The following is a 12,594-nucleotide window of genomic DNA, read 5'->3' as shown; positions in this document are numbered from 1 at the left end:
TTCTGAGGCTGCAATGAGATCCCAATCGGCCTTGTGTACAGGCGCCCGGAAGCCGTTGACATAATAGCCGTGCTGCTATCCTGTCCCATAACCCGTTACCCGGATGCAGGACAGCACCATTGGCTGAAATTTTGCCCCTTTCCCCCGAGGAAGACACCCATGTCAAAGCGTATATCCGCGAATTTTGCGATACGTGCCTGCAGGCCCCAGTAACCGGCTATGACTGTATCTACCGCTCCCATGCTTTCGCAGACACCCGCTCGGTTGTGGTTTTGCACACACCATCCCAGGCCTTCGCGCTCAAAATCGACACCACGTCGCCCACCACAGACCGGCTGAAAAGCGAATTCGAACTGCTGAGCGCCCTGCATCAGTATTTCGACGGCAATGAAACCTCGCGTGTTGTCAGACCTGTCTATCTGTCACCGGGCGGATCATTTCTGGTGACCGAGTATATTGACCGACCGACCGCCGTTGACCTGATTTACAACAGCGCAGATGACAAGCAGGTCGCCCAAGTCTATCGCCGGGCCGGGTCATGGCTGCACGATCTGCACGCCCGTTACCCTCCGACCCGCTATGCCTTCAAACCGCGCTGGATGACGGACAGCCTGAGCGAGCTGATACAGGCGGTCCCGCGCGACATCGCGCACCAAAGCCGGGCCATGGTGGAGAATATGCTTGCCGAAGGTGCCCGCCTGAAGGGTATCGAGGACCTTCGGGTCTTTTCGCATGGCGACTTTCACGGCCAAAACCTGATCGTCGGACAGGGCAAAACAATTGGCCTGGATTTCACCGAGGCCCGCGACAAACTTGCCGTGTATGATATCGTTGATTTCCTAAAGGCTGATATCTTTCGGCAAACCCATGCATCGGACGTAGACCGCAGCGGTATCCTCACAAGAAACAAGGACATGTTCTTTCGCCTTTACCGGCACCCCATCAATGTCGAAATCCTGGATTACTGTATTCGCGGACGCCTTTTGAAAGACTGGCTGGCCCTGTGGCGCACAGATCACGACTGCAGCGCGTTTGAAAAAGATCGACGGAACAGGCTGGGTGATCGCCTTCAAGTCTCGTTCCGACACCCCTGAGATGGCTGATCCATCCGCATGACAGGATTGTGAGCGACATCGCGCAAATCTTAGTTGACCGGACCATCCCCAAAAACGTTATCCCAAGCCTTAACGCACTCGGCCCTTTTCGATTTGGGCCGGCAAAAAACGCAATACAGAAGGTAAATCGCTTAGATGGTTCTCCGCAGTTTTTTTGCCCAGGACAGCTCCAGCATGATTGCTGATTTTGTCCCGGATACCGCAGACGCAAACGACATCGTGGTCGGGGGTTCGATCATCAACAACTCGGACACACCGGACGGCACCATCTTTACCTATACGGGCGGAACCGGAACCACCATCACGCTGGACGATACCGCCGGCAGCCCTGACGTTTTTGACGATGACCTTCCAACAGGCCACATCATCACCGATGGCGGTGGCATTGTCGCGAACGGCACCCAGGTCGAATCCGAGTCGATAATTACGGTGCAAGCCTTGGACGACGACCTAAACCCGACCGGGCCAGAGATCACCATATATGTATTCTCACAGAACGGGGTTACGCAGGACGTCTGGGGCTTTGCGACCTCCGCGCCTTTGGACAGCGGGACGTCCTACATCAAAACCGGCGGGTCCAATGCCGGGTCGTCGCCCTATACCGACTATGTCACGTGCTTTGGACCGGGAACCCTGATCGAAACCGCAGACGGTGCGGTCGCAGTTCAGGACCTGAAAAAGGGCCAACTCGTCTGGACCCGGGACGGCGGGTTTCAACCGATCCTCTGGATCGCGACAACCGAGGTTCACGGCAACGGCCCCTTTGCCCCGGTGGTGATTGAGGCCGGTGCAATCGGAAACACGCAAGAGCTTGTGGTCTCACAACAGCACCGGATACTGATCGGATCTCCGGCCACAGACATGCTTTTTGGATCATCCGAGGTGTTCGTGGCCGCCAAGCATCTGTGCGGCCTTCCGGGGGTTTCGATCCGACAGACGGACCGCATCACCTATACGCATTTCATGTTCGACCGGCATCACATTGTCCGCTCGAACGGTGCGCTGACGGAAAGCTATTATTTCGGCGACAACGCGAAATACGCGCTGTCCTCGCCGCAGCGGTCGGAAATCCTGGCGCTGTTCCCGTCGATCGAGGATGCCAGCAACGCGTTCCAACGCACCGCAGCCCCCACGATCAGCGCGCGCGAGGCGGGCGTGCTGCGCGCATATATGTAAGCCTTCGCAGCCAGGCACAAACAGCTCCAGCTAAGCGCTGACCGTTTGAGCACGACCTTCATGCGGTTTCCGGACAAAAGAAAACCCGGGCAGCTTGCACCACCCGGGATCAAATTCTGACTGTGATGCAGTAAGGCTTATTCGCCCGCTGCGGCTGCCACGTCCAAAGTCACGCCCGGGCCCATGGTCGAGCTCAGCGCGATTTTTTTCATGTAGGTGCCTTTGGCGCCCGACGGCTTGGCCTTGGCCACAGCCGAGACGAAAGCACGAACGTTTTCAGCCAGCTTGGCTTCGTCGAAGGACGCTTTGCCAACGCCAGCGTGTACAACGCCGCCTTTTTCCGCCTTGAACTGAACTTCACCACCTTTGGCTGCTTCCACGGCCGCTTTCACGTCCATGGTCACGGTGCCAACTTTGGGGTTCGGCATCAGGTTGCGGGGGCCCAGAACCTTACCCAGACGGCCAACGATCGGCATCATGTCCGGGGTGGCAATGCAGCGATCGAATTCGATGGTGCCGCCCTGGATGGTTTCCATCAGGTCTTCTGCGCCAACGATATCTGCGCCAGCTTCTTTTGCTTCGTCAGCTTTCGGGCCACGCGCAAAAACAGCAACACGCATCGCTTTACCGGTGCCGTTCGGCAGGCCGACAACGCCGCGAACCATTTGGTCTGCGTGACGGGTGTCAACGCCCAGGTTCAGAGCGATTTCGATGGTCTCGTCGAATTTCGAGGTTGCGTTGGCTTTGACCAGGGCAACAGCTTCTTCGATCGACAGGTTTTCCTTGCCGGCGATAGCTTCGCGCGCGGCGCGGGTGCGTTTACCAAGTTTTGCCATCTTACTTCACCTCGATGCCCATAGAGCGGGCCGAGCCCAGGATGATCTGCATTGCGCCTTCGACGTCGTTGGCGTTCAGATCTTTCATTTTGGCTTCGGCGATTTCGCGAACCTGCTTCGAGGTTACGGTTGCCACGGTCTCGCGACCTGGGTTTTCCGCGCCACGAGGACGGTTACGCTTACCAACCGGCTTCAGACCAGCTGCTTTTTTCAGGTAGTAAGACGCGGGCGGCGTCTTGATGTCCATGGTGAAGGACTTGTCCTGATAGTAGGTGATCACGGTCGGGCACGGAGCGCCGGGCTCCATGTCTGCGGTCTTGGCGTTGAACGCCTTGCAGAATTCCATGATGTTGATGCCGCGCTGACCCAGCGCCGGACCAACTGGCGGCGACGGGTTCGCCTGACCTGCAGGAACCTGCAGTTTCATTGTACCAGCAAGCTTCTTAGCCATTTGGTTTTCCTTTCAACGTAGGTGAAACGCGTTCCACCCGGTTTATGTTGCGTGGTCCGGCCCGGGATCGCGATCCCAGCAACCTCCCACAAGAGAATCTCGCCCTAAGACGATAGAGGCGGCGTTTATAGGGGAATCTGGGGGTTGGCAAGTGCACCACTCCGACTCTGTCCGCAATTTTCGAATCGAGCCCTGAGGTGGGCCGAACAGGCCGAAAAAATTGCGGCAACCGGGCACATCGTTTTCCCACCCGCCGCTAAGAACGCAATATCAAAGCAAAAATGCTTGGGTCTCTATACGCCCATTGGAATGGCGATCAGAAATCACTTTGAGACGCATGGATGTGCTATAGTGGGCAAAATTTGTTGTTTTGGTGGAGGTTTATTATGATCATTCGGTTTATTCTGACGCTTGGCCTGGCGTTCTCTTTGGGGGCCACAGCACCACAGACTGCGCAGGCGGATGCGGGTGACTTTATTGGTGGTGCCGTTGTCGGCGGCGTGCTGGGTTATGCGATTGGACAGGACCAGCAGAAGAAAAAAGCCCAGAGAACAACGCGGTCGACCCGGACTTACCGTCCGGGCATACCGTCGACCACGCAAGGTGCGCAGACCCAGACGGCATTGAACTATTTCGGCTACAATGCCGGGCGGGTTGATGGTCAGGTCGGCCGGGGGACGCGGTCAGCAATCGAACGCTATCAGGCGTCGATGGGCTATCCGATAAACGGCTATGATTTTCAGACGTATCAGCGCGATTTCCTGATGCAGGCCTACTATTGGGCGACCAGCGGAGGTCAGGCCACAACGCAGCTGACCGGTCAGCCATTGTTGCTGGCATATCGCCAGCATCTCCATTCAGGTTCTGCCCTGGCAGTTGCACCTCAGGCGCCAGCCGCACCTGCGCCCGCTGCCACGACCCCTGTTGTGACCCAGCCGGCACCTGCGCCAGAGCCCGAAACTGACACAACCGAGACAGCGTCTGCCACTCTGCCAAGCCTGTTTTCTGGCGGAACCGGTGGCCCGTCGCTCGCCAATCGGTGCAGCGGGGTGATGCTGCAGACATCAACCAATGGCGGTTATACGACCCTGACAAACATGTCTGACCCTGATTTCGCCCTGAGCGAACAGTTTTGTCTGGCCCGCAGCTATGCCATGTCGCACGGCGAAGACCTGATGCAGGATATCCAAGGGCTGACACCGGATCAGGTGGCTGCGCAGTGCAACTCGTATGGTGAAATGCTGGCCGCGCAGGTCGACGCGCTAGCACTCAGCTCAAAAACGGATGCAGAGACCCAAATGCGCAAACTGGCGCTGGAATCTGGGCTAAGCCCCGAGGACTTGGCCGCAACCAGCAAGGTTTGCCTGGCAATCGGCTACCGCGAGGACAACATGGACGCTGCTGTGGGCTCTGCCCTGATGCTGGTTGCCATGGGTGAGCCGGCCTACGGTGAGTTGATCGGCCACCACCTGCGCGAAGGCTTCGGCGTGCAAGAGCGTCGTGATCTGGCCCTGCAATGGTACGATGCAAGCCTTTCCGCCCTGGACGCGGGATCACAGGCGGTATTCCTGCCCTCGCAGTCAGACCGCCCGCAACTTTTGCGCGCGGCTGTCACGCAAACTCAGTAGACGAAAGATCTGTTGAATTAAGAGCGCCGCGGTGCAGATTGCATCGCGGCGTCGTTTTTGAATCAGGGGCGTTGGCTTGGTGAACCAAAGCCACGTTGCTTGCGCACTGACACTACTCCAATTCCACATATTGTATTCAGTAATTCAAAAGCATGAGTTGCTAAAGAGCCGCCGACAGGTATCTTGGAACAGCTTGGTTACAAAAGGGGCGGTCTGGAATGGCGTCATCTCGCCTGAACAAGGGGCTACTGATCTGCACACTATTTGCTTTGCTGCCCGGTTGCGGCAGCAAGGCCCAAGACCAAAGTGCGGCAGCCACCGCAGCACAAACTGATAGCGCCGCTCAAACTTCGTCATCCACCGCAAAAGGGATCGATCCTGCCACCTATGCCGGTCGCTTCCAGATCAAGCTGACCAAAGAAGTTCCTCTGCGCGATATTCCTGTTCCTTTCACGGTCTACGGCGGTCTGGAGGAATCCAGTCCAACCCGTTTGCGACTGCGGGCGTTCATGGACTTGCGGGGCTTGCAGGAAAAAGCGCCTCAGATACTGACAGGCCCGCTTGAGGAAAGCTGCAAACGTCAGATTTACCTCGAGGTTCGAGACGTCACCGCCATAGGTCAAACTGTGAAGGTTGAGGGATCAGCCCGCGCCCAATTCACTCGGTGCAAACGGAATGAGGAACCCGGAATTCGGTATTTCGGGGCTACTGTAGATGCAACCGCGGTTGCCAAGGCCGAAGTACAGGGCCAATGCCTTACTTTCAGTATCGAAAGCGTAGATCTCAGCCCGCGTGGTTTCATCGGAGGCGTGAGCAATCTTTTTGGCCTGACCAACCGCATAAACCAAGCTGTGCTGGAAAAAGGCGGAGAGTTCCTGGCCGCAAACCCAGTCTGCCCGCCCCTGCCTTCGGAGTTCGCGGTTCTGGACCCGATCTACGAATCCGGTGGCACCCGTGAAATTGCGCCCGGCGGGATGGGAGCAGCCGTTGTCGGGTCGGCGGATGTCAGCGCCGAGACAATTGTTGAAGTTCTCGCGGGTCTGAAAGAGCTGGGCGTGTTGGAGTTTACCGAATGAGACTTTGGTTGATGATCCCGGCCTTGATTGCCGCGACCTTGAACGCCCGCGCCCCCGGAGCCGAGCAGGTCGATTTTCTGATCGACGCAACGCTGCCGGTACGAGACACGGAACTGCCATACACACTTGATCTGAACCTCACCGCCGCCGCGCCAACTCGGATCGGGGTGGGTGCGCTTCTCGACCTCCGGGAAATGCAAAAGATGGTGCCCGAGCGGCTGGCCGACAACGCGATCGTCGACAATTGCGGCCTACAAGTTCGGCTGGATGACCTAAGTTTCAAAGCCAAGGATGCTACAATCGATCTGGATGGGGCGGTCACCGTCACGATCTTTGAATGCAGCCGCACCGGCGACCGCGACTTTCAGCGCGGTGAGGAAAAAAGAGCTATCGCTGCCAATATGTCCACCGAAGCGACTGTCGAACTGCGCGACAACTGCGCCTTTTTCAAACTCATTGACCTGACGCTTACGGCGCCAGACGCGCAGCGAGAGCAACTGTTGGAAGACGACACCCTGGAGTCCGTCAAAGAGTTGATGCTGGCCGCAGTCGATCTTGTGTTGAACGACACCCCGTTGTGCCCCGAGCTTCCGGCAGAGCTTGCGTCCCTTGATCCTGTTTATGACAAGGGCGGCCCGCGCGAGATCGGAGATGGTGGCCTAGGCGTTTTTCTAGACGGGTCAGTTGATATCAGCCCCTCCACAATTCTCGACATACTCACGGTTCTTCAGCAGCAAGATCTGATCCCGGGTCGCCCCTAACAAACGCTTTCTCTGCCGTTAATCCGCTGGTTCGAAAGTTGGTTTCGCCAAAACAAAAACGCCGCGGTGCTCGTGGCATCGCGGCGTTGAAAACGATTGGGAAGAAGCCTTAGCTCTGCTTGGTGACCTGCGTAAAGTCCAGCTCGACCGGAGTTTCGCGGCCGAAGATCGAAACCGAGACCTTCAGCTTCTGAGCTTCGTCGTCCACGCCTTCGACCATGCCGTCGAAATCCTCGAACGGGCCGTCGTTGACCTTGACCTTCTCGCCAACCTCGAAGGTGATCATCAGCTTTGGCGCTTCTTCGCCTTCCTGAACACGGTTGAGGATCTGGTTCACCTCAGCGTCGCGCATCGGCATCGGGCGGCCCTGAGGGCCCAGAAAGCCGGTGACCCGGTTGATTGAGTTGATCAGGTGATACCCCTGATCCGACATTTCCATGTGCACCAGAACGTAGCCGGGCATGAAACGACGCTCGGTCGTGACCTTCTTGCCGCGGCGTACTTCGATCACCTCTTCGGTGGGCACCAGCACTTCGTCGATGTCGTCCTCAAGGCCCTGCTCGGCCACGGACGTGCGGATCTGCTCTGCGATCTTCTTTTCGAAATTCGAAAGAACGCTGACCGAATACCACCGTTTCGCCATGAACCTGTCGTCCTTGTTTGTCTTCGGAGCGTCCATTTGGCCGGACGCATCCATCATTGAAATTCCATCACGTGACCCGGAATAAAAAGCGGCGCGCAGCCCGAATCGCCGCACGCCCATTCCGAATAGTACCGTGTCAACTACTCTGACATCGCGCGCTGTGCAAGAGGGCAGTGGCGTTTCCACCCCGCCCTTGCAGACTCAGCCGAATGCACCCAGGATCAGCTGCAGGCCGCCGCGAATGCCCAGATCGACCAACGCAAAGAACACAGCCGTTAGTGCCGCCATGATGAACACCATGACCGTGGTCAGCAGAACTTCGCGCCGGGTCGGCCAGACGACCTTGGAAACTTCGGCACGGACTTGCTGAATGAACTGGATCGGGTTTGTGGTTGCCATTTGGCTTGGTTCTCTCTGCTAGCGGATAGGCCGGACATAACCGGGCATTGCGGCAATTTCAAGGGCACTCAGGGCTTGGGCTTGTCGTCCCATTCATCGCTGAGGATGCGACGCGCATCGCCTTCAGGGTCGTCATACTGGTTTGATCGAACCGTGTAGACAAACGCCATAAGGCCAACCCCGCCCAGAAACAGGGAAATCGGTATCAGATAGGCCAGAACTTCCATATCAACTACCTCAGGCGCAGGGCGTTCAGAGACACTGTGATGGACGAGGTCGACATCGCCAAAGCCGCGATCAACGGCGTGGCAAGCCCGGCCACGGCCAAGGGTACCGCGATAATATTGTAAACCGTGGCAATGCGAAAGTTCTCGCGAATCCGTTTCGTTGCCTTGACCGCCGTGTCACAGGCGTCGGCAATCGGCGACAGGTCGTTGCCCAGCAGTACGATATCCGACGCAACCCGCGCCGCATCCAGCGCCGATGCCGGAGAAATCGACACATGCGCCGCAGCAAGCGCGGCTGTATCGTTCAACCCGTCACCCACCATCAGCACATGACGCCCCTTGTCGCTGAGTGCCTGTACATGCGCTGCCTTGTCTTGGGGCAAAGCCTCGGAAATCCAAGTTTCAATGCCCAGCTTGCCAGCCAGAGCCTGAACCGCACCCTTGGTATCGCCTGAGATCAGGATGACCTCTTTCCCGGCGTCGCGAAACGCGTGTACAGCCTCAGCCGCGCCTGGGCGCAATGAGTCCGCGAACAGGAACGCCGCGGGTGTCTGACCCGCAATGGCCAGCCAGGCTGCTGTCTGGTTCCCCTCGTCACCGCCCGTCCATCCGGCACGACCAAGCCGGACGAGCTGGCCACGGTAGGTGCCTTCGGTGCCGTAGCCCGGCACTTCGACCACATCTTCGACGCGAGCGGGTTTGATACCTGCGTCCCTGGCCGATTTGGCAAGCGACACGGACAAGGGGTGCGAAGACGCCTCGGCCAGCGCCAACGCGACTTCAAGATCGGCGCGGGAATGATCGCCGAGGTTGGTCAGCTCAGGCGTGCCGGAGGTCAGCGTTCCGGTCTTGTCGAAGACAACCGTATCTACCTCGGCCAAACGCTCGAGCGCGGTGGCGTGTTTGATCAGCATCCCCTTGCGGAACAACCGGCCCGAAGCCGCCGTTGTCACGGCAGGCACGGCCAGCCCCAGCGCACAGGGACATGTAATAATCAGAACCGCCGCGGCAATGTTCAGCGCGGTGCGGACATCGCCGGAATAGATATACCAACCAACGAAACTGAGCGCGGACAGGATATGGACCCCCGGTGCGTATAGCTTGGCGGCCTTATCCGCCAGCGACGTGTACCGGGACCGGCCCGATTCTGCGATGGCCACCAGATCGGCCATTCGGTGCAGGGACGTATCCTCGCCTACTGCGGTTGCACGAATGGTCAGCGGCCCGGTCAGGTTGACCTCGCCCGCGCTGACGACCAGCCCGGCTTCGGCAAAGATCGGCAGGGTTTCCCCGGTCAACAAAGACCGGTCAAGCTCCGAGGTGCCGGATACGATCTGCCCGTCCACAGGCATACGTCCGCCCGGGCGCACAAGCACCAGATCACCCACAGCGAGGCTTGTAACTGAGACCTCTTGTTCCACACCGTCCACCAGACGAATTGCACGGGGGACTTCAAGCGCGGTCAACTCTTCGGCCGCGGAACGCGCCGCAGCACGGGTGCGATAGTCCAGATACCGCCCGGCCAGCAGGAAGAAGGTCAGCGTCAGAGCCGCGTCAAAATAGGCGTGTTTGCCGCTAAGCGCTGTCTCCCACAGGGATGTGACCAGCGCCAGCAGGATTGCCAGCACGATCGGCACGTCCATATTCAGACGGCGCACGCGCAGAGCGCTCCAAGCGTTGGCAAAGAAGGGCTGCCCGGAAAAGGCAATTGCGGGCAAGGCGATTGCCGCCGAGATCCAGTGGAACATATCACGCGTTGCGTCCGTGGCTCCGGACCAGACCGACACGGACAGCAACATCACGTTCATCGAGGCGAACCCGGCCACCGCCAACCGCATCAGCAAGTCGCGCCCCGCTTTGTCCGCCTGCGTGGCCGACAGCGCGCCCGGGTCCAGCTCATGCGCCTCATAACCTGCCCGTTCCAGCACCGGGATCAGATCAGCGGCGCGCGTTTCCGGTGCAGCTTTGATCATGGCCCGCTTGAGGGTCAGATTGACCCGCGCATCCTCGACCCCCGGATGGGCATTCAGCTCGCGTTCAACATTCGCGATACAGGCCGAGCAGTGAATGCCCGGCAGAGACAAGGCAATCTGCACATCCTCAGGAATAGGCCGCGCCGGTTCCGCCGGGGTGGCGATGCAACCCGGACAGGCCGCCGTACCTGAGCTGAGCTGAGCCGTCATCCCCTACCCTTTCACATACAACGGTACACGCTGCGCAAATTCGGCACCGTTGCTGTCCTTGGCCACCAGACGAATGTTCCAGTTCCCTTTGCCCAGCGTCGCTGGCGTAGAATAGGCGTTACCGTCAAAGGTGAAATCGGGGCTGAAATCATCTTTCACATGGGTCGCACGGCCAACAACCGCCTGCAGTTCGGCCACCTGAACCGGGGCACCGGACTGGTCTGTGATGTGCAGGATCAGAAGACCACCCGTGGTTTCGGCCCGAATCTCCCAACCCAGTTCCTGTTGAACCTTCAGGCGTTCGTTGAACTCCTGACTGGCGACATAAGAGTTCTTAACCTCAAGCCCCGGAAAGGTTTTCACGGCGCTGTAGGCCAGCACGAGGTTGACGGCGATGATCACCCCGAACGCGGCGACAAAAACCGCTAGGGCGTGTTTGCCGGTAAATTGACGCTCTGCCATATCAGTTTCCTCGTCCATTGAACGTCGTGTCCTTGTAAGCGCGCTCGCCGCTTTGCAGGTCTTCGATCCAGATCCGCACGGGCGTCGTGTCGGCCGCTGCCGGATCGGTGTCTTTGGACGCGATGATATAGACCCGCTCTAGCTGTGCAGTATCGGCGGTCACGTTCACTGTATCAAGCTGGGTACCCTCGATCACGAGGCGCATCGCCGGATCACCGGTCAGAGACAGCTTGAACAGCCGATCCTCGCCATGCTTGTTGCGCAGCCGCACGTCATAGGTGTTGCGGATCGTCCCATCCGACATAGTCACGAATGTCGGGTTACGCACCGGCGCCACGGTGACCTCGATATCCGAACGAATGAACAGAGCAAACAGCAGTGCAACGCCCACCAGCGACCACAGAGCCGTGTACATGATGGTCCGGGGGCGCAGGATGTGTTTCCAGACGCTCTTGGGCGGTTGGCCTTCGCGCTCGCGCGTCTCATCGCTCAGCGCCATATAGTCAATCAGACCGCGGGGCTTGCCGATCTTGTCCATCATGTCGTCGCAAGCGTCGATACACAGGGCGCAGGTGATGCACTCCAACTGCTGGCCGTCTCGAATGTCGATGCCAACGGGGCAAACGTTCACGCAGGCCATACAGTCGATGCAGTCTCCCAATTCGGAATCAGCGGTTCGCTTGCCTTTGCCCCGCGGCTCACCCCGCCACTCACGGTAACCGACAACGAGGGTGTCTTCATCCATCATCGCGGCCTGAATGCGCGGCCAAGGACACGCGTAGATGCAGATCTGTTCACGTGCAAACCCACCGAACAGGAAAGTCGTTCCCGTCAGGATCAGCATGGTGGTATACGCGACAGGATGCGCGTTTCCGGTGACCAGATCGCGCGCAAGCGTCGGCGCATCCGCAAAGTAAAACACCCAGGCCCCGCCGGTCGCCAGACCGATCAGCAGCCAAGCCGTCCACTTGGTCAGACGCAAACGCGCCTTGCGAAGGTCCATCTTTTCCTGCCGATGCAAGCGCAAGCGGGCATTGCGATCCCCTTCGATCCATCGCTCGACAAGGATAAACAAATCAGTCCAGACTGTCTGTGGACAGGCATAGCCGCACCACACGCGACCCAGCGCCGAGGTGAACAGGAACAGGCCAAGACCGGCCATGATCAGAAGACCCGCAACGAAATAGAATTCGTGCGGCCAGATTTCGATCCAGAAGAAATAGAAACGACGGTTTGCCAAATCCAAAAGCACCGCCTGATCGGGAAGGCTGGGCCCCCTGTCCCACCTGATCCAGGGCGTGATGTAGTAAATGCCCAGGGTGACCGCGAGGATGATCCATTTCAGGTTTCTGAACGGCCCGGAAACGCGCCTTGGGAAAATGGGCTCTCTTGCGGCGTATAGGCTAGGTGCGGGGTCGGAATCGCTCACGGGCTGGCTCCAGATGTGGCTTTGTCACAGCGTCTTCTTCCAGATCACAAAGGTAGTCACTTTGACATGGGTCAAAAGCGCATCGTACAGACACCTTTTGTCACAGCTTACCAGTTCGCCCCCCTTAGCACCCAACAGTTTTTTGGGACGCATGAACCTGCCAAATGGGCTGTAAACAAGGCAAATCGGTGCATTTCCAGCTCAAGGG

Annotated in this window: 13 protein-coding genes; 5 read left to right on the top strand and 8 right to left on the bottom strand. The window is 58.5% G+C overall.

Annotated elements, in window-relative coordinates; genetic code table 11:
* The first annotated feature begins 119 nt into the window (after positions 1-119).
* Both J7416_RS18365 and J7416_RS18360 read left to right on the top strand, forming a co-directional pair.
* Positions 120-1,094: a phosphotransferase gene (locus J7416_RS18365; protein ID WP_209226883.1), complete on the top strand. Its 975-nt coding sequence runs from the start codon at positions 120-122 to the stop codon at positions 1,092-1,094.
* 195 nt (positions 1,095-1,289) lie between these two features.
* Positions 1,290-2,291, top strand: a complete 1,002-nt coding sequence (locus J7416_RS18360; protein WP_209226882.1) for a Hint domain-containing protein — start codon at positions 1,290-1,292, stop codon at positions 2,289-2,291.
* A 137-nt stretch (positions 2,292-2,428) separates the two neighbouring features.
* Here J7416_RS18360 and rplA read toward each other — a convergent pair whose 3' ends face one another.
* Together rplA and rplK are read right to left on the bottom strand one after the other, a co-directional pair.
* Positions 2,429-3,127 (bottom strand): 50S ribosomal protein L1, encoded by a 699-nt coding sequence (gene rplA / locus J7416_RS18355; RefSeq protein WP_209226881.1) that lies wholly within the window; start codon positions 3,125-3,127, stop codon positions 2,429-2,431.
* Between the two features lies 1 nt (position 3,128).
* A complete protein-coding gene (gene rplK, locus J7416_RS18350; RefSeq protein WP_010440985.1) occupies positions 3,129-3,578 on the bottom strand; it encodes a 50S ribosomal protein L11 in 450 nt (149 codons plus the stop codon).
* 386 nt (positions 3,579-3,964) lie between these two features.
* On the opposite strand from rplK, the gene J7416_RS18345 reads away from it, so the two are divergent.
* The 3 genes from J7416_RS18345 to J7416_RS18335 all read left to right on the top strand — a co-directional run bounded on the left by J7416_RS18345 (position 3,965) and on the right by J7416_RS18335 (position 7,043).
* The gene (locus J7416_RS18345; protein WP_209226879.1) at positions 3,965-5,206 is read left to right on the top strand and encodes a peptidoglycan-binding domain-containing protein; all 1,242 of its coding nucleotides are present in this window, start codon (positions 3,965-3,967) and stop codon (positions 5,204-5,206) included.
* 218 nt (positions 5,207-5,424) lie between these two features.
* The gene (locus tag J7416_RS18340; protein ID WP_209226878.1) at positions 5,425-6,282 is read left to right on the top strand and encodes a hypothetical protein; all 858 of its coding nucleotides are present in this window, start codon (positions 5,425-5,427) and stop codon (positions 6,280-6,282) included.
* Positions 6,279-7,043 carry a hypothetical protein gene (locus J7416_RS18335; protein WP_209226877.1) on the top strand — a complete coding sequence of 255 codons (765 nt, stop codon included), beginning with the start codon at positions 6,279-6,281 and terminating at the stop codon, positions 7,041-7,043. The genes J7416_RS18340 and J7416_RS18335 overlap by 4 nt, the downstream gene beginning before the upstream one ends.
* A gap of 109 nt (positions 7,044-7,152) precedes the next feature.
* Here J7416_RS18335 and nusG read toward each other — a convergent pair whose 3' ends face one another.
* The 6 genes from nusG to ccoG all read right to left on the bottom strand — a co-directional run bounded on the left by nusG (position 7,153) and on the right by ccoG (position 12,386).
* Positions 7,153-7,686, bottom strand: coding sequence for a transcription termination/antitermination protein NusG (nusG, locus tag J7416_RS18330; RefSeq protein ID WP_170533167.1), 534 nt, complete (start codon positions 7,684-7,686; stop codon positions 7,153-7,155).
* Between the two features lie 201 nt (positions 7,687-7,887).
* Positions 7,888-8,085, bottom strand: coding sequence for a preprotein translocase subunit SecE (gene secE / locus J7416_RS18325; RefSeq protein ID WP_170427365.1), 198 nt, complete (start codon positions 8,083-8,085; stop codon positions 7,888-7,890).
* Between the two features lie 68 nt (positions 8,086-8,153).
* A complete protein-coding gene (gene ccoS, locus J7416_RS18320; protein ID WP_209226875.1) occupies positions 8,154-8,312 on the bottom strand; it encodes a cbb3-type cytochrome oxidase assembly protein CcoS in 159 nt (52 codons plus the stop codon).
* 5 nt (positions 8,313-8,317) lie between these two features.
* Positions 8,318-10,495: a heavy metal translocating P-type ATPase gene (locus tag J7416_RS18315; protein ID WP_209226872.1), complete on the bottom strand. Its 2,178-nt coding sequence runs from the start codon at positions 10,493-10,495 to the stop codon at positions 8,318-8,320.
* Positions 10,496-10,498: 3 nt separating this feature from the next.
* Positions 10,499-10,957: a FixH family protein gene (locus J7416_RS18310; RefSeq protein ID WP_209226871.1), complete on the bottom strand. Its 459-nt coding sequence runs from the start codon at positions 10,955-10,957 to the stop codon at positions 10,499-10,501.
* A 1-nt stretch (position 10,958) separates the two neighbouring features.
* A complete protein-coding gene (ccoG, locus tag J7416_RS18305; RefSeq protein WP_209226869.1) occupies positions 10,959-12,386 on the bottom strand; it encodes a cytochrome c oxidase accessory protein CcoG in 1,428 nt (475 codons plus the stop codon).
* Positions 12,387-12,594 lie beyond the last annotated feature (208 nt).

The organism is Ruegeria sp. R14_0 (genome assembly GCF_017743975.1).
Taxonomy (GTDB): domain Bacteria; phylum Pseudomonadota; class Alphaproteobacteria; order Rhodobacterales; family Rhodobacteraceae; genus Ruegeria.
Note: the sequence above shows the minus strand (reverse complement) of the source record. Positions and strands in the feature narration are given on the sequence as shown.

Coding starts and splice junctions, on each gene's coding strand:
- secE (WP_170427365.1), bottom strand. CDS start 8,085: ATGGCAACCACAAACCCGATCCAGTTCATTCAGCAAGTCCGTGCCGAA.
- J7416_RS18340 (WP_209226878.1), top strand. CDS start 5,425: ATGGCGTCATCTCGCCTGAACAAGGGGCTACTGATCTGCACACTATTT.
- J7416_RS18315 (WP_209226872.1), bottom strand. CDS start 10,495: ATGACGGCTCAGCTCAGCTCAGGTACGGCGGCCTGTCCGGGTTGCATC.
- nusG (WP_170533167.1), bottom strand. CDS start 7,686: ATGGCGAAACGGTGGTATTCGGTCAGCGTTCTTTCGAATTTCGAAAAG.
- rplA (WP_209226881.1), bottom strand. CDS start 3,127: ATGGCAAAACTTGGTAAACGCACCCGCGCCGCGCGCGAAGCTATCGCC.
- ccoS (WP_209226875.1), bottom strand. CDS start 8,312: ATGGAAGTTCTGGCCTATCTGATACCGATTTCCCTGTTTCTGGGCGGG.
- rplK (WP_010440985.1), bottom strand. CDS start 3,578: ATGGCTAAGAAGCTTGCTGGTACAATGAAACTGCAGGTTCCTGCAGGT.
- J7416_RS18360 (WP_209226882.1), top strand. CDS start 1,290: ATGATTGCTGATTTTGTCCCGGATACCGCAGACGCAAACGACATCGTG.
- J7416_RS18345 (WP_209226879.1), top strand. CDS start 3,965: ATGATCATTCGGTTTATTCTGACGCTTGGCCTGGCGTTCTCTTTGGGG.
- J7416_RS18335 (WP_209226877.1), top strand. CDS start 6,279: ATGAGACTTTGGTTGATGATCCCGGCCTTGATTGCCGCGACCTTGAAC.
- J7416_RS18310 (WP_209226871.1), bottom strand. CDS start 10,957: ATGGCAGAGCGTCAATTTACCGGCAAACACGCCCTAGCGGTTTTTGTC.